This window comes from Citricoccus sp. NR2 (assembly GCF_027594385.1).
Classification (GTDB): Bacteria; Actinomycetota; Actinomycetes; order Actinomycetales; family Micrococcaceae; genus CmP2.
The window spans coordinates 854,806-877,193 of sequence record NZ_CP115154.1; the positions used below are offsets into that span (position 1 = coordinate 854,806).

A 22,388-nucleotide genomic window follows, 5' to 3' on the forward strand; every position below is an offset into this window, starting at 1 on the left:
GTGGTGGTCTTCAGTGTGACGGTCACGGCGCGGTGATGGCCAGGATTGCTCGATCCACGGCCCAGACGACGACGAACAGCGTCGCCGCGGCCTTCGGTGACAGGAACAGCCCCCAGATCACCAGCACCACCACGATCGCCAGCGCCGCGAGCGGCCACCTCCACCCCGGCGACGCCGTCTCCCAGGCAATCACGCCCATGGCGGCCACCAGGCACATCTCCAGCCCGAACCGCACCGACAGCGCAGCGCCGCGGATAACTCTCATGCTCGCTCCTCCGCCCGGGCCCACGCACGCCAGGCCCCCGTGTCGGTCCCCGACTCCACGTCGTCAAGCCGCAGCCTGATCCGCGTCCATTCCGGTTTCGGAACATCCTCGGCCGGATACTCGCTGCCTTCCCACCACTCACCATCGGATGATGCGAGGCGGTACCCGACCGTCTGGCCCATGTCTTTGACCAGTCCCATGCCGCGTTCGAAGCGAATTCTCGGCCGACGCGGTGGTGAAACGAATTTCCGCAGTCCACCGGCCACCACGTCCAGCACGTGAGCCTCCAGCTGTTCCGCCGTCGATTCCCATTCCTCATCACAGGCATCGCAGCCGCACCTGGGATGAACGAAATCGGCCAGCAGGCCGGCCTACACGAGCACACTGGGGTAGTCCGTCAGCACCAGCGTGATCGGCGCAGACAACGGGTCTGCCGGCGTCAGCCGCACCGCCCGCACCACGTGCTCGTGCGATGGGGGATTCCGTAAGTCCGCGCAAACAGATGCACCCTCTTCAACACTGACGTCGTAGGTTTTCGCCAGGTGATCGATCAGCGCCTCAACCACCGTGTGCAAGGGCGCGAAGCGTTCGAGAGGTGTCTCGACCTCGTGGCGCTCTTCCGGCGGTTGACCGTCGAAATCCTCCCAGCGCTTGCCGTCCTTGACCACTACCCTCGCGACGTCATAGAACGTGGGCGATGCGATGCGCGGCCGAACATAGCCTGTCATATGCAACCGACAACGTCGGGTTCGCCGCTGCGCCGCGAGAGAGGAATGGCCTCCGACCTGAGGATCAATGATCCAGGTCGGAGGCCATTTCAGATAGTGCGCGAGGGGGGACTTGAACGGATCCGTTCCCCCTCGCACACGAAATCGTGAATCGGCGTTCTGCCGCATGATTCCGCGGTTTCTGCGAGGCCCACCTGTGGATAACTGCACCGCGATTCACAACCTAGCAGCGTCGGTAGCACATGAGTTAGCACATGAAAGCGGGCCGGATCACGAGAAGCGGCCTATCCGATGGCCACGCCAAAGAGTGCCCCAATGGCGTATGTGGCGATCATGGTCGCTGAGCCCATGACCACGTTCCGGAGAATTGCGCGACCGCGCGGCGCGCCACCGAGCGCAGCGCTGATCCAACCGGTGAGGAAGAGGCCGATCACAACTGCGATGGCTGCGATCCAAACTCGGTGTCCGCCGACGGGGAGCAAGATCATGATGAGTGGGATCAGCGCTCCAACGGCGAACGCAATGAACGATGACACGGCGGCTGCCCACGGGCTTGTGAACTCTTCATGGTCGATTCCGAGTTCGACCTCTGCGTGAGCGGCGAGAGCGCCCGTCTCGGTAAGCTGCACCGCGACCTGATGTGCGAGGTCATCTGAGAGGCCCCGCTGTCGATAGAGCTCGGTGAGTTCTTCAAGCTCCTCCTCGGGCATGGTTTCGAGCTCCCACCGTTCTTTTGCGATGAGCGCTTTCTCTGTGTCGCGTTGGGTGCTCACCGAAACATACTCTCCGCCAGCCATTGAGAACGCCCCGGCAACTACGGCGGCGATACCGGCCGTCGCGATTGCCAGTACGTTGTTTGGTGTAGCGGCAGCGACACCGACGACGACACCCGCGGTAGAGACGATGCCGTCGTTTGCGCCGAGCACCCCTGCACGTAGCCAGTTCAAACGTTGGCCCACGTTCTGCAGGTGGGCTTCGCCGGGATGCGGCGTGGTGCTTGAGTCGGATGCCATATTGTTCATTTCCTGTCTTGGGTCGTGCTGAAGTGAAGTTGTTCCGTCGATGCGACTGGTGATGATCGTGTGATTCGCTCAGATCGTGGGCCGACTGCACGGAGTGCGCCGAGGATGGCCACCAGGTCAACGACTTCTTGCAGCCACGCGCCGAGGAGTGCTGGGAGGAACCCGAAGGCGGCGATGAGCATGAGGCCGACGCTGATGATGATGCCGAGCCAGATGCTTTGCAGTGCGATCCGCACGGTGTCCTTGCCGATGCTCACCGCGCGCGGCAGGGCCGAGAGCGTGTCGTAGCGGTTCACGATGTCCGCAGACTCCGATGCTGCGGTTGCACCGCGCGCCCCCATTGCGAAGCCAATATCCGCAGCAGCGAGCACCGGGGCATCGTTGAGGCCGTCACCGACCATGATGAGCGGGCGGGGCTGCACGCTACTGACAATGCGAACTTTGTCGCCGGGGCGGCACTCCGCGTGCACCTCGCTGATTCCAAGGCGCCGCGCGATGGGTTCGGCGGTGGCTGCAACGTCTCCGGTGACCATGAGCGTACGCTCGATACCGAGTGCGCTCAGCTGACGGAGAGCCTGGGCTGCTTCTTCGCGCACTTGGTCGCGCATGACGATGGCTCCGGCGAAACGGCCATCGACTGAGACGTAGATTGCGAGTTCCCCTGGAGCAAGGTCTGCCAGCACGAGGTCCGGCGCGGAGTGGCGCACCCAGGAGGGCTTGCCGACACGAACCGTCACTGCCTCAGGTGCGTCAGGAGTGCGGAACACAGCCGCGACTCCGTTTGTCGCGATCTCCTCGGCATGTTCGGCTTCGACGAGCGACAAGCCGTGCTGTTTCGCGGCCTGCACGACGGAGTCCGCAAGCACGTGAGAAGAGTACACCTCCGCTGAGGCTGCGAAACGCAGCAGCTCGTCTTCGCTGGCGCAGTCGGCGGGCAGAAGGCGTTCGAGCACTGGCTTGCCGGTAGTGATGGTGCCGGTCTTATCGAATGCCGCCGAGCGGGCTCGTGAAAGCTGTTCGAGGGTGCCGCCGCCCTTGACGATCAGCCCGAACCTCGCGGCACGGCTCATGCCACCGAGAAACGCGACCGGCGCGGCGATCAGCAGCGGGCATGGGGTCGCCACCACCAGCACCTCGGCAAACCGGACAGCCTCTCCACTGACCGCCCACGCGATCCCGGCGATCACGAGCGCGAGCACTGTGAACGGCACCGCGTACCGATCTGCGAGCCGCACGACTTTGGCTTTGCTCCCCGCGGCTTGTTCGACGAGCCGAACAATCTGCTGATACTCGCTCTCGGCGGCCGGAGCCGCAGCCCGCATGGTGACTGCGGCTTGTCCATTCACCGCACCGCTCGACACTTTCTCTCCCGCGTCACGCTCAACGGGCAGACTTTCACCGGTCAATGACGACTCATCGAACACGGCGTGCTCGGAGACGAGGATCGAGTCCACAGGCACGAGTGCACCCGGCCGCACCAACAACAGATCACCCACCTCGACCTCTTCGACCGGTATGTCCTCGGTCGTGACCTCGGCAGTATGCCCGTGCATGTCCGCGCCGGGTGCGCTTGGGGCGAGGATGCGCGTGGCCTGCTGGGGTGCCTTACGCAGCAGCGCGGTCAGTTCCCGCTTCGAACGGTTCTCAGCGTAATCTTCGAGGGCCGCCCCGCCGGTGAGCATCAGCACCACCACGAGCGCCGCCCACGGCTCCCCAACGAGCACTGCAGCGGTGATGGCCGTCACCGCAAGAATGTCGAGCCCGGCGTGCCCTCGGATGAGCTGCCGGATCATCCCGACCGCCTCCCACCCGGCAATCACGAGCGCATACGCACCCACAATCCAGCTGGCCGACTCAATGGCCGGAGTCGCTAAAAGAACCAACCCGATCATAGCCACCAACAGTGTTGCGATCACGAGTGGATATGCCCTGACCAGAGATGAAAAACGGCTCATGCTTCAATCCTCCCACGCGGGCACGCTTCTCGCATTGTAGGCCAGCTTCGCCTGAGTATCCGCGTAGCGCGTTCAGAGCAGCAATGCCCCGGCTCCTGCGGCCCCGAGCACTACCGCCCATGCCGGTGTTTTCCAGGACGTGAGTGCGACAAACGCGAGCGCCGCGACGACGAGTGATGCGGCGTTCGTGACACCCGCGGTGAATACGGGGTCGTACAGCGCGGCGGCGAGCAGCCCGACGACTCCGGAGTTCGCGCCCGTCAGCACACGCTGCACTCTCGGCGCACGACGCAACCGCTCCCAGAAGGGCAGCACCCCCATCACGAGCAGCGCAGACGGCAGAAAGATCGCGAGCAGCGCAATGGATGCGCCGAGCAGCCCACTCGGGCCGCCCGTGGTGACCGCTCCGAGAAACGCGGCGAAGGTGAACAGCGGCCCTGGCACCGCCTGCGCGGCACCATACCCCGCGATCCCGGCCAAGGCCATCGCGCCGAACATCGTCAGCGGGCCGGGTACGAGCAGCACGACAGTGAGCACCCCGACAGCAATCGTCGCTCGTCGCGCATCAGGCGTGAGTGACTTTGCCATCCCGAGCACAGCATGACCCACGACCGCGACCGCCGCAGCCTTCAGGCCCAGCACCCATCCAGCCTGCGATACGTCGCCAAGGGTGGATACGCCGAGCGCGAACCCGAACAGCAATACCGCAGATGGCAGTGTGAACCCGAGCCATGCCGCGACAAGACCGAGTATTCCAGCTCTCTGCAAACCGATCGCCATGCCGACCTGGCTTGATGCCGGGCCGGGAAGAAACTGGCACAATGCGACAAGATCCGCATACGCGCGATCACCCAGCCATCTGCGTCGCTCGACGAACTCTGCTCGAAAATATCCAAGATGAGCGACCGGGCCACCGAACGACGTGCACCCTAACCTCAAGAACACCAGAAGGACCAGCAATGGCGCGCCAAAGTCGGTTCGACGGCCACCTTCTGCAGATAACATTTCTTACTCAGAATGGGGCACCACCCGTGACTGGCGCTACTCGCCGCGCTGCATTCACGCAGTGTTCACTCGCGGCTCAGAAGCCGTCACCGACTTACGCGAACCTTCCGTGTCGCACAGTGCGATTCTAAGATCGCTCTGCTGACTTCTGAATGAACGTATGCTACCGTGGTAGATAGATAGAGTTTCTAGTTTAGAAACATTGGTGGTGAGAGCGATGCAGGGCGGCGTGATCTTGCTCCGGGGCACCGGGGCTGATGCGCTGCGCTATGTCGAGGCCGACCGCTCGCGTGCTGACGACTACTACCTGTCTGACAGCACCGGGGTTCAGTACGCGGTGCTCGACGCTTCGGGCGAGGCCGTGAGTAGTCGGGTGCTGACCGCTGACGAGTATGCGGGATGGGTGGACTGGATCAATCCCGATACCGGCGAGCAGATGGGAAGGCCTCGCCTCGCGGGGTTGGATCGGCAGGGGTCGCCCCGGTTCGCGGAAATGGTCATCAACACCCCCAAGAGCCTGTCCGTCGCTGCCGCCTTGCATCCCGAGGTATCCAAGGCGCTGGACGCAGCACAGCAGGACGCCCTGGCGGAGATTCAGCGGTGGCTCGCCCAGTACTCCGTGACTCGTGTCGGCCCGCGCGGCAAGCAGGAGGTCGTACCTATTGAGCACATGCAGGTGGTCGGCATCACGCACCGGACGAGCCGGGCCGGTGATCCTCACCGGCATATCCACATGCAGATCGGCGCCCGTGTCTGGGCGGCGGGCAAGTGGCGGGCGCTCGACACGGCGGCGACGTTCCGGCAGCAAGGCGCGATCCGCGCCCTCGGTACTGCCGTGATCGCCGCCAGCCCCGAACTCGCGGAAGTGCTCGACCGTCACGGCCTCCTCCTCGACCCGGTGACTGGCGAAGTCACCGAACTCGAACCGTTCAACGCGCTCATGTCGAAGCGCGGCGAGCAGGTGCGGAAGAACCTGGAACGGCTCGAAGCCGAGTGGGAGACGGCGCATCCGGGCGAGACGATGGGGCCGGTCGTCTCATCTCGGCTGACAGCGCAGGCGTGGGCGTATGAGCGCCCCGCGAAGAAGCCCACGACCTTGCGGGAAGAGGAAGCCTGGCTGACCGAGCTCCGCGAGGTCGGCTACGACCCCGAACACCTGGCCCGCATGCCGGCGCGTGTGCCGGTATCACCGGATGAGGTCTCGGTGCAGCGGATCGCATCGCGTGCGCTGGATCGTTGCGCCGCAGCAGAGTCGGCATGGACTCGCCACACCGTGCAGGAACACGCCACCCGCATCATCACCGAGGCGGGCGTGCGTGCCACCCCGCAGGAGTTGCGCGAACTGGTGACCGTTGCAACGACGCTCGCGCTCGAGGATTGCTTCTCGATCCTGCCGCCTGACACCGCTACCCGGGAGCATGTCGCGCACCTCACGAGTTTGCGGGTGGTGCAGGTAGAGACGGAACTGCGCGACCTCATCACCGCCCGAACACCCGACCGCGAGCCGAAACACGGCGACGTGCGCGAGCACGCGGCCGCACTCGGGCAGCAGCTTGACCCTGGCCAGCTCGTCGCGGCCGCAGCGGTCGCCTCGACTGATCCGTTGGTGATCGTGGAGGGCGCCGCAGGCGCGGGCAAGACCACGATGCTCGCCACCGCGATCCGCGCCGCTGAGCAGCGCGGCGGCAGGGTGCGGGTGGTTGCGCCGACCAAGCGTGCCGCCGAGGTCGCGCACCAAGAACTTGGCGTGCCCGCCGAAAGCGTCGCCGCCCTCGTCTACGCGTACGGATGGCGCTGGAACCAGGACGGCGTATGGACACGCCTCGCCCCAGGCGACACCGATCCGATGACTGGCGGAACCTACACCGGTCCACCCCGAGACGCGCAGTTGCGCCGTGGCGAGCGGATCGTCGTGGACGAGGCCGGGATGCTCGACCAAGACACCGCACTCGCCCTGTTCACCGTCACAGCCGAGACGGGCGCAACCCTCGCGCTCGTCGGCGACCGCGCGCAACTGCCCGCAGTCGGCAGGGGCGGCGTGCTCGACATGGCCGCACAACTCAGGGGCCGCACGTTCGACATGGATGAGGTACACCGCTTCACCAACCCCGCCTACGCCGAGGTCACCGTGCAGATGCGCGACCGTCGCAACCCCGGAGAGGTGTACGACCGGCTGCGCAAGCTCGGGCTGATCCGGCTCCACACCGATGCCGACGAACTGCGCGAAGACCTCGCCACCAGCAGACACGACGGCGACGCCGTCACCGTCGCATCGAATGACGAGGCGGCCCGGCTGAATGATCGCATCCGAGACGAACGCACCCGCGCGGGCATCGTCGACGACACCACCACGACCACCGGCAGCGACAGCCTCAGCATCGGGCGCGATGATCTGATCCAGACCCGGCAGAACCGCGCCGACCTGGGCGTGGCGAACCGGCAACCGTGGATCGTCCAACGAGTCGAGCAGGATGGTCGCTCTGGGTGCGTGACGGGCACAGCGACCGCAAACGCGAACACTCAATCCGCCTGCCCGCCGAGTATGTGCGCGAACACACCCACCTCTCCTATGCCGCGACCGCCTATGGGGTGCAGGGCGTTACCGTGCCCGCCTCACACACCGTCCTCACCGAGCAGATGGGCGGCGCGACCGTCTATGTTGGCATGACCCGCGGCCGAAACGAGAACACCCTGCACGTCGTCGCGGAAAGCATGGCCGACGCCCGAGCGCAGTTCATCGAGGCGATCGAACGCGACCGCGCAGACCGAGGACTCGCCGACGCGACCGAACGCGCGGCCGAAGCGGTGCGCGGCCTCGTCGCTGACGGCCCGGTGAAGCTCGTCAACGACGAGGTTGTCCGACTCCTGCGTGACGCCGAGCGAACGGCCGAGAAGTGGGAGCAGATCGCGGAGCGGCTCGACCAGCAGCAGGCCAACCACCAGGCGGAGGACGAGCAAAGCGCCGAGATGATCCGCGCCGCCGAGACTCACACAGCCCAAGCCCGCGCCGAGGTCGTCGCGGAGTTGGTGCCGCAGGCCGTCGAGGACGGCGAAACCTACCTCACAGCCGTCACCGCCGAGAGCACCACATCGGAACGGCTCGCCACGTCGGGCAGGTTCGGACGACGCCGAGCGCGACAGGAGTACCAGGCCGCGACCGAGCGCACCCACACGGCACGCGAGCAAGTGCGCGACGCCTGGGGTGTACTACCGCGCCACGGTGACGGCCTCACCGAGTGGGCCACCACCGCTGCCGAGCGGCGTGCCGAGAACGACCCGCGAGTGATCGACGCTGACCGCCGCCTCGCGGATGCGCAGTCTGGGCGGGCGGCGCTCAAAGACCAGCACAACCGCGAACGCCTCACGCTGCTCGCGAGAGAGTTGGGGGTCGAACGGGTGCGTCGTGACCCGATACGAGCACGGTTCATCCGCCCCGACCGCGAAGCCCGCAACGTGCACGCACAGGCGGCGGTGGCGCGGCGCGATGCCGAGGAATTGCGCGCCCTGCCGCCCGAGCAAGCCGCCGTACTGGTCGAAGTGAAGCGTGCAGCGGCAGAGCAGGTCCGGCCGCTGCGCGGATCACAGGGCGACGCGCCACCGAACGCCTCAGGCGGCTGGAGGTTCCAGCGGCGCTGCCGGGCGGCGTCGAGCGCGCGATCCAACGTCTCCGGGTCGCGCACCGACCGGCGAGTGGTGAAGCCCTGTGCGTGCCCGTCCAGGCTCGCCGTGAGCCGGTCGGAGCGTGCGGCGTCTTCGACGGTGACGAGGTTCGGGCGGATCAGCGCGTCAAGCCCGGAGTGATCTTCCACGATGGCGAGGGTGCGGGCATGGGCGAACACGTCGCCGGGGATCTGCGACCAGTCGATCACCCACCCGGCATCGCGGGCGAGCTGGTTGAAGAAGACATGCTGACTGCGCGTGTTCACGTCACGGAACGGATGGATCGCCGTCGTCTCACCCCACACCCACGCCAGCCCATCCGAGAACGCATCCACGTCCAGGTCGCGCAGGTAGTCGCGCTGGGCGAGCGCACCAAACACGCGCTCCGTCTCGGGAACGATGAACTGCGGGCGGCAATGCGCAATGCCGGTGCCGCCGGGATGGGTGTCGGTGGCGCGAATCTCGCCACCCCAGGAGTACATATCTTGCGTCAGGTAGGCGTGGATCGCTTGCAAGTGCGGCAGATCGTAGCCACCAGCGATGGGGTGCTCGCGTAGCGCACCCATGCGGGCACCGATGAAGTCGGCCTCAGCATCTTTCCAGTCGTCGTAGTCGGTGATGCCGAACGTGTTGACCAGAACATCGCTGCCCGGATAGGTGTACCGATCAGGCATCGCGACGCCGAGCGGTTCAGGCGGTGCGAGCGGCCAGGCGTGCGCGGGTACGGGCGGCGATCACTTCGACAGCCTCGTCCACGGTGATCTCGCCGCGCACCTGGCGGGCCAGAAGCTCCAGCCCCTCGGGGGTCATCTGCTCACCGGCGGTCTGCTGCCCGGCCTGCACCTCAGTGAGCACGCGCTGAACGTGCGCCTCGGATACGCGAGTCTTCGTCGCCATAATGGGGTGCCTCCTTGTGGTCGGCTTCGTGAGTTCAGTCTACGCGGCACGTCCGACAAAGCGCCGGACGACCAGCACGGGAGTGCCGAATCGGCACCACCAGCCCTGTTCACCGCGCGGGGGTGCCGGGAACCGTGGAGTGTGCGTCGTCGCCGTCGAAGATGCGCAGGAACTTCTCTCGTGGAATCACGACCCGCCTGCCGAGCTTCACGGACGGGATCGACCCGATCTCGATGCTCGCCGTGATCGTGCGGGGATCGACCCCGAGCGCCGCCGGAGCCTCCGCCCGTGTAATGACCGCGTTACGGGAGGCCCGTAAGTCGTCCAATGTCACCGATATGTCTCTCATCGCCCTGCCTGCCGTCCCTAATCAAGAGTCCTGAGTTCCCAATAAAGTACAGTATGGTGCTTGACGAGTCAAGAGCGGGCATGTACGTTCCTAGTATGGAAACAGAACGAGTGCGGGGAAACCCCGCCGGGATCACGCACGAGCACGTCGCCCAGAACCTCCGCACCGCACGCCAGGCCATCGGCATGGACGTGCGCACCGCCGCCCGGCTGATGACCGAGGCGGGCCGAAAGCTCGCCCCGTCGGGGATCAGCAAGATCGAGAACGGCGACCGGCGCGTGGACGTGGACGACCTCACCGCCCTCGCCTACATCCTCCGCACCACACCCGCAGCTCTTCTTACCCCGCTTGCTGAGGCGGTCACGCTGACCGGGGTGCCCGAGTCGTTCCTACCCGAAGAGATACAGGCATGGGTCGCAGGCGCCGTGAAGCTCACCACCGAGGACTTGGTGCGCTACTGGAAAGAGCAACGCTTCCAAGCGATCAACTCGGCGCACTGGGCCGAGGAAATACTCGCCAAGTACGACCGCGGCCAGGTTGGTATCACTCCGCGCGAGGTGTACCAGGAACGCTACGATGTGCAGACCGCCCGCGAGGAACACGCCACCGGCAGGCTGTTGCAACTCGACCCGAACGCCTCACTCGCGTTCGAGTAACGAACCACCACGAGAGAAAGGAGCAAGGTCTATGGCACCAGCCAGTCACCCGCCGCCGGACGAGGCGGCACCGAGCAGCGTTGAGGGGGTGAAGCAGAAGCAGCAGCGACGTTCCCGGTCGCGGCATCAGGGATCGCTGGGCGACTACCAGACCCGCAAGGGGCGACGGTGGAAGTTCCAAATCTATGTGCTGAACGACCCGGAGAAGCCCGAGCTGGGCGAGAAGCGGCTCACCCGTGGCGGGTTCACCGACCTCGAAGAAGCACAGGCCGCGCTCACCGAGGCGCTACGAAAGAAAGCGAGGAACGAGAAGTTCCAGGGCAAGACCCCCACGGTCGGTGTGTACGCCGAGCATTGGATGTCGAGCTTGCGGCTGGCCGATTCCACGATCAAGGGGTATCGGAAGATCATCCGTAACCACATCACCCCCGACCTGGGTCGCATCAGGATCGACAAGCTCACCGCCACCCGCATCGGCTCCCACTACCGGGAGTTGGAAAAGAGCGGGCGCAAGGACGAGTACGGCAAAGGCAAACCACTCTCGGCCAACAGCATCCACAAGGTGCACGTCGTCCTCGGCGCGATCCTCGACGCCGCAATCGACGATGGGCTGATCCAAGTCAACCCGGCAAAGAAGAAGCGCACCGTGAACGCCCCGAAGTCGTCACAGGTTCGAGCGCAGAAACCGGAAATCGTGACCTGGACGGGCGAGCGGTGAACACCGAGGACTGGACGACCACCAAGACCACGAAAACGGGCACCGCCCGCGTGATCGACGTGGACGCCGCGACCCTCAAAGTGCTCGCCTCCTACAAGGTCGCCCGCGCCGAAGTGTCGTTCGATTTGGCGAAAGCCGATGCGTATGTGTTCGGTGACGACGAGGGCAAGCTGCGCTCACCCGACGCCATGACGAGCCGCTGGGATCGCCGCATGAACTGGCTCGCCAAGGCACACCCGACGCTGCCCCGCGTGACGATCAAGGGGCTGCGCCACACGCACGCCACACTCCTGCTGGAGCTTGGCGAGCATCCCAAGGTAGTACAGGAGCGCCTGGGGCACTCCACCATCACAACCACGATGAACATCTACAGCCATGTCACCCCGACGATGCAGAAAGCCGCAGCAGACCGCTTCGCGGCCCATCTCGGTGGGGCTTAGCACATATCTCAGCACATGGCACGAAAATGACCCCCAACCCGGTGATCTAAACCCCAGGTCAGAGGCCATTTTCTGTTCGTGCGCGAGGGGGGACTTGAACCCCCACGTCCGTAAGGACACTGGCACCTGAAGCCAGCGCGTCTGCCAATTCCGCCACTCGCGCGCGGTCCGTTCACACAGGTTCGATCCGTGATGCAGACATGCGGATCGTGCTGAACAGCGAGATCTATCCTAACCAGAGGAAGCCTGATTCGTCTAATCGACGTTGCACCTGGAGCTCCCCGCTGCGCGAAACCGGCAAAAACCCACAGAATCTGGCTCTTTGCGCGGTCTCAGAGTCTTGTCATCCGCGTCTAGTACGCTTGCCCAGGCTCCCCCAACCTGCGGGGATCACACCTTGCACACTAGTATCGTGAAAGAAACTGCGGAAAGGAGTGCCCCGGTGGGACTTCTGGATAACCTGGAACGCGGCCTCGAGCGGGCTGTGCGATCAGCGTTCTCCGCCGGTGGCTCGCGATCAGTCAAGCCGGTGGAGATCGCCAATGCGTTGCGCCTGGCGATGGACAACGACTCGATCGTCGTCTCCGAGGGCCGCACGCTCGCGCCCAACGTCTTCACGATCTCGTTCAGCACAGACAACTTCGAGCAAATCCGGCACTGGGGCACCGCCCTGGCCGAAGAGCTCTGCGACGACGCGATCCGTCACGCCAACGAGCAGGGCTACACCCTCTCCGGTGGGGTGCGCGTCACCTTCATCGAAGACGAATCCGTGCGCTCGGGCAAAATCAAGGTCGAGACGACGACGGAGCGCGATGAGGCGCCCGTGCCCTCGTCAGCACCGGCTCCCGCTGCCCCGGCTCAGCCCGCGCCCGCCCCGGCTCCCGCACCCAGCCAGCCGGCCACCCGGCTGAAGCCCGTGCTCGACGTCGCCGGCACCAAGTACGCGTTGAACGCAGACTCCGTGGTGCTCGGCCGCGCAGCGGACGCCGACATCACTCTGAATGACCCCGGCGTTTCCCGCCGCCACCTGGAGGTCACCACCCGTGGCAGCACCATCACTGCCGTGGATTTGGGCTCCACCAACGGGTTCTTCGTCAATGGCCGCAAGGTCCAGGGCTCAGCAACGTTGCGCCACGGCGATTTGATCACGGTCGGCCGACAGCGCATTATCTTCCGTATGCTTCCTGATCGCACCGGAGGTGACCGTTGAGCGAGCTCGCCGTTGCCGCACTTCGCATCGGCCTGCTGGCCGTCATCTGGGTTCTCATCATCGCCGTCGTCGCCTCCCAGGGCCGCGACCTGATGGTGGGCCGTCGCAATAAGCTCGGCGGCTCCAAGAAAGCTCAGCGCGCCGCCGCCCGCGCGGAAGAAGCCGAGGCAGCACCCGCCCCGGCCGCTACCGAGAGCGCACCGAACACCGGCCAGACCCAGCAGCGCACGCTGGCCTCCCAACTCGTCGTCACCGAGGGTCCGCTCCAGGGCACCGTCATCGACCTGCACGGCGCCCCGCTCATGCTCGGCCGCGCCGCCGAAGCAGATCTGATTCTCGACGACGACTACGTGTCCGGCCGCCACGCCCGCCTGTTCCCGCAGGGGTCCCGCTGGTTCCTCGAGGACCTCGGATCCACCAACGGCACCTACGTCAACGGCGCCCAGCTCGCCCGCACCGTCGCCGTCGAACCCGGCACCCCCATCCGCATCGGCAAAACTGTGCTGCAACTGAGAGCCTGACCCGATGCCCCTGGTCCTCCACTACGCCGCCCGCTCCGATGTGGGCCGAGTCCGCTCGAAGAACGACGACTCGGCCTATGTGGGGCGCCACCTTGCTGTGGTCGCCGACGGGATGGGCGGACACGTAGGTGGCGACGTCGCCTCGGCCTCCACCGTGCTCGACCTGGCACCCTTGGACCACACCCATCACGCGGACCCGTCCACCGTGTTGGCCGATGAGATTCAGAACGCGAACCTGATTCTCAACGACCTGGTCAACACCAACCCCAAGCTGGCTGGCATGGGCACCACCTGCACCGCGCTGTTGCTCGAGGGCTCCACCCTGCACCTGGCCCACATCGGCGATTCCCGCGCCTACCGGCTCAAGGACGGCGAATTCTCCCAGATCTCGCGCGACCACACCTTCGTACAGCGCCTCATCGACGAAGGCCGGCTCGACCCCTCCGAGGCCGAAACCCACCCGCACAAGAACGTGCTGATGCGGGTGCTCGGCGACGTCGACGCTTCCCCCGAACTCGACCTGGCTGTTTATGACGCCGCCGTCGGTGAACGCTGGCTGCTGTGCTCAGACGGTCTCAACGCCGTGGTTCCCGATCAGGTGATTGAACAGAAACTGCGCCATGGCACCGATCTGAACGCGATCGTGCACGAACTCGTGGACCTCACCCTGGCCGGGGGCGCCCCCGACAACGTCACCATTGTGGTGTTTGAGGTCGCCGAATCAGCCGACGACGACGCCTCCGGCGACGCCGGCCAGATCTCCGAGAATGCCCGCGCCGCCGCCAGCGCGAGCACCACCGGCACCGGCGAAGAAACCGTCTCCGCCGCCCTGCTGCGCGAAGACCTGGAATCCCGGCCCCACGAACTGGTGGGTGCGGCCCGACTGGCCACCAACACCGACCAAATCCCGATTGTCACCCGCGCCTCCACCCAGAAGCGGGCCGCCACCTTGCTCCACGGCAACGACGACGAACTGAACGAGGGTGCGCTCACCGCCTCCGCCGCGGCTTCCTCCACGACATGGGGAAGTCCATCCCCTGCTTCAAGCCCGGGCACCGACGTGCGCCAAGCCGACCACGATCCGCGCCCCAAACCCTGGCGCTCCTGGCCACTGATCACGCTGGCCGCCGTGCTCGCCCTGTTCTTCGCCGGCGCCGTCGTCGCCTCCTACGTGTGGACCCAGTCCCAGTTCTACGTCGGAGCCGAAGGTGACAACGTGGCCATCTACCGCGGCGTCTCCCAGGATCTCGGACCCATCCGGCTCTCCGGCGTCGAAGAATCCACCGACATCGCCCTGGATCGGCTCCCCGCCTACTCCCGGCAGCGCGTCGAATCCGGACTACCCGCCCAGGACGAGCAGCACGCCCGCGATATTGTGGCCGATCTGCGCGACAATCTGACCCCGGAAGCCCCGCCGGTGGCCACCCCAGAGCCCAGCGAGTCCGGTTCCACCAGCGCCGATCCTTCGGAATCCACCCCCTCCGCCTCACCCACGGAATCCGAGGCGAGCCCCTCACCCAGCGAGACCGATCTGCCCTCACCGATCCCCTCGGTGCCCGGGTCCTCGGCCCAAGTATCCATCGGTGGCGCCGCCGCCGGAGCGATGGGAGGTAACCGCTGATGACCGATGTGATCTCACCGTCCCGTCCGCGCCGCACCACCGAGCTGATGCTGCTCATCATCGCGCTGGGCATCTCCACGGGCGCCAACTACCTGGCCCTGGTCGGCATGGACCTGCCCGCCGACGCCGCCTTCTGGATCCAGTCCAGCGCCCTGGCCATCCTCGCGTTCACCTTCCACATTTTCCTGCGGGTGCGCGCCAAGTACGCCGACCCCTACATCCTGCCGATCGTCGTCACCCTCAACGGCATCGGCATCGCGATGATCCACCGTCTCGACATCGCCAATGGCACCGATGCAGCGTCGTCACAGCTGCTGTGGACCGCCCTGGCCATGATCATGGCCATCGCCCTGCTCTGGTTCCTGCGCGATCACCGGATCCTGCGCAAGTGGACCTACCTGTTCCTCGCCGCCTCAGCCCTGTTGCTTCTGCTGCCGCTCATTCCCGGTCTCGGCATGGAGATCAACGGCGCCCGGATCTGGATCAACGTCGGCATCGGCTCCTTCCAGCCCGGAGAAATCGCCAAGATCACCCTGGCCATCTTCTTCGCCGGATACCTCTCCGCCAACCGCGACCTGATCCTGCTGGCGGGTAAAAAGATCGGCCCGATGACCTTCCCGCGGTTCCGCGATATGGCACCACTGGTGATCGCCTGGGCGGTGTCCATGGGCGTGCTCGTGTTCCAGCGCGACCTGGGATCCGCCATCCTCTACTTCTCGCTGTTCATGGCGATGATTTACCTGGCCACCTCACGGGTGTCGTGGATTGTGCTCGGCGGGGCGCTGGCCCTGGCTGGCGCGGTGGCGGCCGTACAGATCTTCCCGCACGTTTCCGGACGTTTCGACGCCTGGCTCAACGCCTTCGCCCCCGAGAATGTGCAGTCGACGTCGTTCCAGATCGTCCAGGGGCTGTTTGGCATGGCCTCCGGCGGGCTGGTGGGCACCGGACTCGGCGGCGGCCGTCCCGATCTCATTCTGTACTCGAACTCCGACATGATCGTCGCCTCGTTGGGCGAGGAACTGGGCTTCATCGGCCTGGCTGCCATTATTGTGCTGTTCGTGCTGCTGGTGACCCGCATGATGCGCGCCGCCCTGGGCGCCCGCGACTCCTTCGGGAAGCTGCTGGCCTCCGGGCTGGCCTTCACCCTGGCCATCCAGTGCTTCGTGGTGATGGGCGGAGTGATGCGGGTGATCCCGCTGACCGGCCTGACCACCCCGTTCATGGCAGCCGGTGGTACCTCGCTGCTGGCTAACTGGCTGATCGTCACCCTGGTGCTCGTGGTCTCCCACGCCGCCCGCCGTCCCGTCGTCGTCGGCCCCATGGTCAACGCCTCCGGCGATGGTGCCGGCACCGCCGATCGCGCCGTCGCCACATCCGCTCGTGGAGGTGAGAACCAGTGAATCAGGCCATTCGCAACGCCTGGACCGTCACCATCGTGCTGTTCCTAGTCCTCCTCGGAGCGGCCTCGTACATTCAGGTCATTGGTGCCAAGGACCTCAACGAAAACGAGCACAATTCGCGCCAGATCTACCAGCAGTTCGGCTCCCATCGCGGCCCGATCCTGGTGAATGGCACCCCCATCGCCGAATCGGTCCAGACCAACTCCGAGAACTTCGAGTACCAGCGTCAGTACAACAACCCCGAGCTCTACTCGGGCATCACCGGGTTCTATTCGCTGAACTACGGTGCCACGGGGTTGGAGTCCAAGCTTAACGATGTGCTCTCCGGCACCTCCGACAACCAGTTCGTCGATCGTGCCCGCGCACTGTTCACCGGTGAGCAGGTCGAAGGCGCCCAGGTCGAGCTGACCATCGACCAGGACATCCAAGAGCTGCTGTACTCGAAGCTCCCCGAAGGCATCAAGGCCTCGGCGGTCGCTACCGATCCCTCCACCGGCCGCATTCTCGGCATGGTCTCGCGCCCGAGTTACGACACCAACAAGCTGGCGGTGCATTCCGGAACCCAGGCGAAAGCCAATATGGAGCAGATCCAGGCCAGCGGTGCCAGCCCGTATCGGAACAGTGCAACTCAAGACGCCGTTGCACCTGGGTCGACCTTCAAACTGATCGACACCATCGCCATGCTGGAATCCGGCGACTACACCCCGGACGGCACCCTCGATCTGCCCAACTCGATCGACCTGCCGCAAACACAGAACACGATCAGCAACTTTGGCGGCGGCATTTGCGCCAACCGGAACAGCGCAGACCTGGGCTGGATTTTCGCCCAGTCCTGCAACACTCCCTTCGCCACCGCGGCGATGGATCTGGGACAGGACGCGATCCGCGACGTTGCCGAGCGCTTCGGATTCAACCAGAGCTTCGAGATGCCCCTTCCCGTCCAGGGATCTTCATTCCCCACGGAGGACATCGCCGACGCCACGCTCGCGCAGTCGTCACTCGGCCAAGTCGATGTGCGTGCCAGCGCTCTGCAGATGAACATGGTCGCAGCCGGAATCGCCAACGGTGGCACGGTGATGAAACCTCAGCTAGTCGAGTCGGTGCGCGGTCCGGACCTGAGCCTGCTCGAGGAGTTCGAGCCCGAGGTCTTCAGCGAAGCCACCAGCGAGGATGTGGCCGAAGAGATGACGCAGATGATGCGCCGCGTGGTCCAAGAGGGCACGGCGTCGACAGCAGGTTCCTCCTCGGTGGACTGGGCGGCCAAAACCGGTACGGCTCAGCGCGGCGTCGAGAATGACGCCGGCGAAGAGCTGGTCAATTCCTGGATCACCGCGTTTGCCCCCGCGGATGACCCACAGATCGCGGTAACACTGGTATATGAAAACGTTCCGTACAGCACGGGCAGCAGTCTGACGGTGAGCAATATGAAAGACATCATGGAAACGGTGGTGACACAGTGAGGCCGACATCGGGAATCACGCTGGGTGGGCGGTACCAGCTGACCGATCGCATTGCCATTGGTGGCATGGGCGAGGTCTGGAAAGCCCGCGACAAGGTCCTGGGGCGCATCACCGCCGTGAAAATCCTCAAAGAGGAGTACACCGGCGACCCCAACTTCCTGCGCCGTTTCCGCGCGGAAGCACAGCATACCGCCCTGCTCAATCACCCGGGCGTGGCCAACGTGTTCGACTACGGCGAGGAAGAGGGCTCCGGCTACCTGGTCATGGAGCTGGTCCCCGGACAGCCGCTCTCCGCGATTCTCGAGCGCGACAAGGTGCTCTCCCCCGACCGCACGCTGAACATCATCGCCCAGACTGCTCGCGCGCTTTCGGCTGCCCACGCCCAGGGACTCGTGCACCGCGACATCAAGCCCGGCAACCTGATCCTCGATCAGTCCACCCGGGTCAAGGTCACCGACTTCGGCATCGCCCGTCTTGCCGACCAGGTGCCGCTCACCGCCACCGGTCAGGTCATGGGCACCGCCCAGTACCTCGCCCCCGAACAGGCCACAGGCCAGCAGGCTACGGGTTCCTCCGACATCTACTCGCTCGGTGTCATCGGCTACGAGTGCCTCGTCGGCCGCCGTCCGTTCACCGGGGAATCCCAGATCGCCATCGCCCTGGCCCAGGTCAACGACACCCCGCCGCCACTGCCGGACTCCATCCCTGAGCCGGTGCGCGCGCTGATCATGTCCATGCTAGCCAAGGACCCCTCCGACCGGCCCGCCGACGCCAACCAGCTCGCCACCGCCGCGGAATCGTTGCGTCGTCAGGACACGGCCGCCGCCGTCAAGGCAGTGCCCGGGATGGCCGCGTTCCTCGCCGTCGCGCCGTCTGGTGATGCCCCAGACGACGACGCCACTCAGGCGATCCCCACGCAGGCCAACGACTATTCCGGGATGACCGACACCCACGCCACCCAGGTCATCAACGACGGCGCCTCAGGCACCGCTTCCGGCACCGCCGCCATGCCCGTGGCCCCGCTGCCCGGAGCCGATGAGACTGCAGCCGAGCGCACCCGCGTGGCCGGCGCGGCTCCCCTACATCCGGGCGACACCGCCTCCGCCGCAGGCGCCGAGGACGATGACCCGTTCCGGGTGGACCCCGACGATGAGCGCAGCACCAAGAAGCGCAGCCCCTGGACCTGGCCGCTGGTCGGCCTGCTGATTCTGGTGCTGTTCACCGTGTTCGGCATGTGGTTCAACAACCGCAATTCCGAGCCGGAGCCGGAGCCCACCCCGACCGTCAGCGAGAGTGAAACTCCCGCCGCCGTCACCGTCAACGCCAACGACTACGTGGGCCGCGACGTCGAAGAAGTCCGAGCCGAACTCGAGGAACTGGGCTTCGAGGTCACCGCCACCGAGCGCGACGACGAGGCCGTGGCCGGCACCGTGCTCTCACTCAACCCCACCGGTCAGCTCGACGAAGGCTCCGCCATCGAGGTGATCTACTCCAACGCCGCCCTGGTGGAAGAGGAGACCCCGACCCCGACGCCTAGCCCGACTCCTTCTCCGGAGCCCTCGCCGACGCCCACGCCGACGCCCACCCCAACTCCGACTCCCACACCGACGCCAACTCCGACGCCGACGCTTACCCAGACTCCCACCCAGGAGTCGACTCCCACTGAAGAGCCGGAGCCCACCCTGGAGCCGACCCCGACCGACGTCGGAACGAACGAGGAATAAGGACCTTCCGTGGCTGACCAACGGATTCTCAACGGCCGATACGAACTCGGCGAGCTGATCGGACGCGGCGGCATGGCCGACGTCTACCAGGGGCGCGACCAGCGCCTCGGCCGCCGCGTGGCCGTGAAGATGATGCGACCTGACCTGGCGCGCGACCCGCAGTTCCAGTCCCGGTTCCGCAGGGAGGCCCAGTCCTCCGCCTCGCTCAACCACCCCAACATCGTCGCCGTTTTCGACACCGGCGAGGAGGAGCTCACCGACCAGCACCAGCACGAGGTGGCCTGCCCGTTCCTGGTGATGGAATACGTCTCCGGCTCCACCCTGCGTGCCCTGCTGCGTGCCGGCGACGTCAGCATCGACCAATCCGTCACCTGGACCTCCGGGGTGCTCTCCGCCGTCGCCTATTCGCACGATCACGGCATTGTGCACCGCGACATCAAGCCCGCTAACGTGATGGTCACCGACGCCGGCCAGGTCAAGGTGATGGACTTCGGCATCGCCCGTGCCCTCTCCGACTCCTCGGCCACCATGACCCAAACCCAGGCCGTGGTCGGCACCGCCCAGTACCTCTCCCCGGAGCAGGCCCGCGGCGAACAGGTCGACTCCCGCTCCGACCTCTACTCGGTGGGCTGCCTGCTCTTCGAGCTCCTCACCGGCCGCCCGCCCTTCGTCGGAGACTCCCCCGTCTCGGTGGCCTACCAGCACGTACGTGAAGATCCGCCCGTGGCCTCCGCCATCAACCCAGAGATCACCCCTGCCCTCGATTCGGTGCTCGCCAAGGCCCTCGCGAAGGACGTCGACGCCCGATTCCAGTCCGGTGAAGAATTCCGCGCCGCCCTGGCCGCCGCTCACCAGCACGGCACCACGGTGGCCGCAGCGGGCGCAGGGAACACTTCGGAGAACGAAGACCACTCCGGCGATGCCGCCACCACCGTGCTCGCTGCCGGTGCGGTCGAGTCCGGAGACTCCGACGCCACCCGCACCCAGGCGCTCACGGCGGTCCACAGCTCCTCGGGCTCCCCGCGCGCTGGCCGCGACGACACCCTGCACGGCCACCAGCTGGCCGCCCACCGCGAGCCCGGCGCCGACCCAGACCACCACGACGATCATGACGACGCCGTTTCCTCCGTGATGACCTCGCAGAACGCCCGCGATATTGATCAGCGCGAACGCAAGTCAAACAAGCGCATCATCATCGCCATCGTGATGATCCTGCTCGCCCTGGGTGCCGTCGCCGGCGGCTGGTGGGTGATGAACGAGATCAACCAACGCAACATCGAAGCCAACCAGGTCACCGTTCCGGACGTCGCCGACCTGTCCCAGAACGACGCCCAGAACGAGATCACACGGGCCGGGCTGCGCCCCATCGTGGCAGAAGTACACGACGACGAGATCGCGCGCGGCAACGCCGTCGGCACCGACCCCGAGGCCGGCGAGATCATGCAGCGCGACGAAGAGATCACCCTGAACATCTCGCTCGGCCCCGACCAGGTGGTTCTGCCCGAAGACCTGCAGGGTGCTTCGGAAGCCACCGTGCGCGACACCCTGGAAGAGCTCGGCGTCAACATCTCCTCCGTCGACTACGTCAACTCCGCCTCCATCGAGCGCGATCGTCTCGTCAGCACCAACCCGGCCCTGGGATCCACCGTGGCCTACGGATCATCGGTGTCACTGCAGATGTCCTCCGGTCAGATCGAAGTGCCCTCGCTGATGGGCATGACCGCCTCCGAGGCCGAAGCCGCGCTCAACGAGGTAGGCCTGAGGATCCTGGTCACCGAAACCGAGGCAGAATCCGCGCCCGGCTCCGGCTTCAACACCGTCACCGACCAGTCGCACTCCGCCGGCGCACCCGTCGATCAGGGCACCACCATCAGGGTGACCATCACCACCGAGGCGCCCGAACCGGAGCCCACCGAGGAACCAACCCCCACCGAGTCCTCCGACTCGCCCAGTCCCAGCGCATCCGAGGACGACGAGGAATCACCGAGCCCGGACGAGTCCGAGGACAACTAACCGCCGCTCGGACCGCCCCGGTTTCACGCCCCGGAGCGGTCCAGCAGCGGGGTTTTCTCCGCGGCGCGGGCACTCGCACCGGTCACACCCACGGTCTCCAACCAGTTGCCTAGCATCTGGTAGCCACCTTGGGTCAGCACCGACTCCGGGTGGAACTGCACACCCCACACCGGCGCGCTGCGGTGGGCTACCGCCATCACCACACCCCCCGGGGTCTCCGCGGTAATCTCCAGCACCGACTCATCCAGAGTGTCGCGCACCACGGCGAGAGAGTGATACCGGGTCGCCGTGAACTCGGCGGGCACCCCGGCGAACATCGGGTGACCGGAGTGCTGTAGCTGCGAGGTCTTGCCGTGCATCAGCTCCTCGGCATGGGTCACCACCGAACCCTGCGCCTCCGCGATCGCCTGATGTCCCAGGCACACCCCGTACAGCGGCTTGTCCGCCTCGATCGCCCAATCCACCAGACCCATGCTCACCCCGGCCTCCGCCGGCGCTCCGGGCCCGGGAGACAGCAGCACCCCGGCCGACTCCGCAGCCAGTTCACGCACCTGATCCGGGGTCACCTCGTCATTGCGCACCACCACGGTGTCCGCGCCCAGTTCGCGCAGGTAGCCCACCAGGGTGAACACGAAGCTGTCGTAGTTATCCACCACGAGAATCCGTACCGGTTCCCCGGTCCGCTCGTCCTCGCTCAGGGTGGTCGGCAGTAGCTGTCCTGGGGTGGTCATGCGGGGTCCTCAC

19 protein-coding genes, 1 tRNA gene and 2 pseudogenes are annotated in these 22,388 nt (G+C 65.9%); 12 read left to right on the plus strand and 10 right to left on the minus strand.

Annotated features, from left to right (window positions below):
• Positions 1-22: 22 nt before the first annotated feature.
• The 5 genes and pseudogenes from O1A05_RS03915 to O1A05_RS03935 form a co-directional block, all read right to left on the minus strand.
• Positions 23-265 carry a DUF2568 domain-containing protein gene (locus tag O1A05_RS03915; RefSeq protein WP_270106767.1) on the minus strand — a complete coding sequence of 81 codons (243 nt, stop codon included), beginning with the start codon at positions 263-265 and terminating at the stop codon, positions 23-25.
• Positions 262-1,161 (minus strand): annotated as a pseudogene (locus O1A05_RS03920) (DUF6226 family protein). The gene O1A05_RS03915 and the pseudogene O1A05_RS03920 overlap by 4 nt, the downstream one beginning before the upstream one ends.
• Positions 1,162-1,277: 116 nt before the next feature.
• On the minus strand, positions 1,278-2,006 hold the full coding sequence (locus O1A05_RS03925; RefSeq protein WP_270106768.1) for a VIT1/CCC1 transporter family protein: 729 nt from the start codon (positions 2,004-2,006) through the stop codon (positions 1,278-1,280).
• A 5-nt stretch (positions 2,007-2,011) separates the two neighbouring features.
• Positions 2,012-3,970 carry a heavy metal translocating P-type ATPase gene (locus O1A05_RS03930; RefSeq protein WP_270106769.1) on the minus strand — a complete coding sequence of 653 codons (1,959 nt, stop codon included), beginning with the start codon at positions 3,968-3,970 and terminating at the stop codon, positions 2,012-2,014.
• Between the two features lie 72 nt (positions 3,971-4,042).
• A complete protein-coding gene (locus tag O1A05_RS03935; RefSeq protein WP_270106770.1) occupies positions 4,043-4,975 on the minus strand; it encodes a chromate transporter in 933 nt (310 codons plus the stop codon).
• Between the two features lie 229 nt (positions 4,976-5,204).
• On the opposite strand from O1A05_RS03935, the gene mobF reads away from it, so the two are divergent.
• Both mobF and O1A05_RS03945 read left to right on the plus strand, forming a co-directional pair.
• Positions 5,205-7,643: a MobF family relaxase gene (mobF, locus tag O1A05_RS03940; protein WP_270106771.1), complete on the plus strand. Its 2,439-nt coding sequence runs from the start codon at positions 5,205-5,207 to the stop codon at positions 7,641-7,643.
• Complete coding sequence (locus O1A05_RS03945) at positions 7,580-8,776, plus strand: hypothetical protein (RefSeq protein WP_270106772.1); 1,197 nt, start codon at positions 7,580-7,582, stop codon at positions 8,774-8,776. The genes mobF and O1A05_RS03945 overlap by 64 nt, the downstream gene beginning before the upstream one ends.
• A 146-nt stretch (positions 8,777-8,922) precedes the next feature.
• On the opposite strand, the pseudogene O1A05_RS15700 reads toward O1A05_RS03945, so the two are convergent.
• From O1A05_RS15700 to O1A05_RS03960, 3 genes and pseudogenes are all read right to left on the minus strand, one after another.
• Positions 8,923-9,309, minus strand: a pseudogene (locus tag O1A05_RS15700) (Fic/DOC family protein); the annotation flags it as partial.
• Positions 9,310-9,325: 16 nt separating this feature from the next.
• Positions 9,326-9,532 (minus strand): hypothetical protein, encoded by a 207-nt coding sequence (locus tag O1A05_RS03955; protein WP_096145902.1) that lies wholly within the window; start codon positions 9,530-9,532, stop codon positions 9,326-9,328.
• A gap of 109 nt (positions 9,533-9,641) precedes the next feature.
• Positions 9,642-9,866 carry a hypothetical protein gene (locus O1A05_RS03960; RefSeq protein ID WP_270106774.1) on the minus strand — a complete coding sequence of 75 codons (225 nt, stop codon included), beginning with the start codon at positions 9,864-9,866 and terminating at the stop codon, positions 9,642-9,644.
• Between the two features lie 110 nt (positions 9,867-9,976).
• Here O1A05_RS03960 and O1A05_RS03965 point away from each other — a divergent pair, with 110 nt between their 5' ends.
• The 3 genes from O1A05_RS03965 to O1A05_RS03975 are packed head-to-tail and all read left to right on the plus strand — an operon-like array spanning position 9,977 to position 11,695.
• On the plus strand, positions 9,977-10,537 hold the full coding sequence (locus O1A05_RS03965; protein ID WP_069600596.1) for a helix-turn-helix domain-containing protein: 561 nt from the start codon (positions 9,977-9,979) through the stop codon (positions 10,535-10,537).
• A 31-nt stretch (positions 10,538-10,568) separates the two neighbouring features.
• Positions 10,569-11,255: a hypothetical protein gene (locus tag O1A05_RS03970; protein ID WP_270106775.1), complete on the plus strand. Its 687-nt coding sequence runs from the start codon at positions 10,569-10,571 to the stop codon at positions 11,253-11,255.
• Positions 11,252-11,695 carry a tyrosine-type recombinase/integrase gene (locus O1A05_RS03975; RefSeq protein ID WP_270106776.1) on the plus strand — a complete coding sequence of 148 codons (444 nt, stop codon included), beginning with the start codon at positions 11,252-11,254 and terminating at the stop codon, positions 11,693-11,695. The genes O1A05_RS03970 and O1A05_RS03975 overlap by 4 nt, the downstream gene beginning before the upstream one ends.
• A gap of 79 nt (positions 11,696-11,774) precedes the next feature.
• On the opposite strand, the gene O1A05_RS03980 is transcribed toward O1A05_RS03975, so the two are convergent.
• Positions 11,775-11,858: transfer RNA gene (locus O1A05_RS03980), tRNA-Leu, on the minus strand.
• Between the two features lie 279 nt (positions 11,859-12,137).
• On the opposite strand from O1A05_RS03980, the gene O1A05_RS03985 reads away from it, so the two are divergent.
• From O1A05_RS03985 to pknB, 7 genes are read left to right on the plus strand one after another with little or no spacing between them, the layout of a single operon-like run.
• A complete protein-coding gene (locus O1A05_RS03985) occupies positions 12,138-12,905 on the plus strand; it encodes an FhaA domain-containing protein (protein ID WP_270106777.1) in 768 nt (255 codons plus the stop codon).
• Positions 12,902-13,426 (plus strand): FHA domain-containing protein FhaB/FipA, encoded by a 525-nt coding sequence (locus O1A05_RS03990; RefSeq protein WP_270106778.1) that lies wholly within the window; start codon positions 12,902-12,904, stop codon positions 13,424-13,426. The genes O1A05_RS03985 and O1A05_RS03990 overlap by 4 nt, the downstream gene beginning before the upstream one ends.
• A gap of 4 nt (positions 13,427-13,430) precedes the next feature.
• Positions 13,431-15,047, plus strand: coding sequence for a protein phosphatase 2C domain-containing protein (locus O1A05_RS03995; RefSeq protein ID WP_270106779.1), 1,617 nt, complete (start codon positions 13,431-13,433; stop codon positions 15,045-15,047).
• Positions 15,047-16,447 carry an FtsW/RodA/SpoVE family cell cycle protein gene (locus tag O1A05_RS04000; protein ID WP_270106780.1) on the plus strand — a complete coding sequence of 467 codons (1,401 nt, stop codon included), beginning with the start codon at positions 15,047-15,049 and terminating at the stop codon, positions 16,445-16,447. Before O1A05_RS03995 ends, O1A05_RS04000 begins: the two co-directional genes overlap by 1 nt.
• Positions 16,444-17,907: a penicillin-binding transpeptidase domain-containing protein gene (locus O1A05_RS04005; RefSeq protein ID WP_270106781.1), complete on the plus strand. Its 1,464-nt coding sequence runs from the start codon at positions 16,444-16,446 to the stop codon at positions 17,905-17,907. The genes O1A05_RS04000 and O1A05_RS04005 overlap by 4 nt, the downstream gene beginning before the upstream one ends.
• Complete coding sequence (locus tag O1A05_RS04010; protein ID WP_270106782.1) at positions 17,904-19,631, plus strand: protein kinase domain-containing protein; 1,728 nt, start codon at positions 17,904-17,906, stop codon at positions 19,629-19,631. Before O1A05_RS04005 ends, O1A05_RS04010 begins: the two co-directional genes overlap by 4 nt.
• Positions 19,632-19,640: 9 nt before the next feature.
• On the plus strand, positions 19,641-21,644 hold the full coding sequence (gene pknB / locus O1A05_RS04015; protein ID WP_270106783.1) for a Stk1 family PASTA domain-containing Ser/Thr kinase: 2,004 nt from the start codon (positions 19,641-19,643) through the stop codon (positions 21,642-21,644).
• Between the two features lie 23 nt (positions 21,645-21,667).
• Here the strand turns inward: pknB and O1A05_RS04020 are convergent, their stop codons facing one another.
• The gene (locus tag O1A05_RS04020; RefSeq protein WP_270106784.1) at positions 21,668-22,375 is read right to left on the minus strand and encodes an anthranilate synthase component II; all 708 of its coding nucleotides are present in this window, start codon (positions 22,373-22,375) and stop codon (positions 21,668-21,670) included.
• Between the last annotated feature and the right edge of the window lie 13 nt (positions 22,376-22,388).

Coding starts and splice junctions, on each gene's coding strand:
- O1A05_RS03925 (WP_270106768.1), bottom strand. CDS start 2,006: ATGGCATCCGACTCAAGCACCACGCCGCATCCCGGCGAAGCCCACCTG.
- O1A05_RS03965 (WP_069600596.1), top strand. CDS start 9,977: ATGGAAACAGAACGAGTGCGGGGAAACCCCGCCGGGATCACGCACGAG.
- O1A05_RS03915 (WP_270106767.1), bottom strand. CDS start 265: ATGAGAGTTATCCGCGGCGCTGCGCTGTCGGTGCGGTTCGGGCTGGAG.
- O1A05_RS03970 (WP_270106775.1), top strand. CDS start 10,569: ATGGCACCAGCCAGTCACCCGCCGCCGGACGAGGCGGCACCGAGCAGC.
- O1A05_RS03995 (WP_270106779.1), top strand. CDS start 13,431: ATGCCCCTGGTCCTCCACTACGCCGCCCGCTCCGATGTGGGCCGAGTC.
- O1A05_RS03935 (WP_270106770.1), bottom strand. CDS start 4,975: ATGTTATCTGCAGAAGGTGGCCGTCGAACCGACTTTGGCGCGCCATTG.
- O1A05_RS04020 (WP_270106784.1), bottom strand. CDS start 22,375: ATGACCACCCCAGGACAGCTACTGCCGACCACCCTGAGCGAGGACGAG.
- O1A05_RS03955 (WP_096145902.1), bottom strand. CDS start 9,532: ATGGCGACGAAGACTCGCGTATCCGAGGCGCACGTTCAGCGCGTGCTC.
- O1A05_RS04000 (WP_270106780.1), top strand. CDS start 15,047: ATGACCGATGTGATCTCACCGTCCCGTCCGCGCCGCACCACCGAGCTG.
- O1A05_RS03930 (WP_270106769.1), bottom strand. CDS start 3,970: ATGAGCCGTTTTTCATCTCTGGTCAGGGCATATCCACTCGTGATCGCA.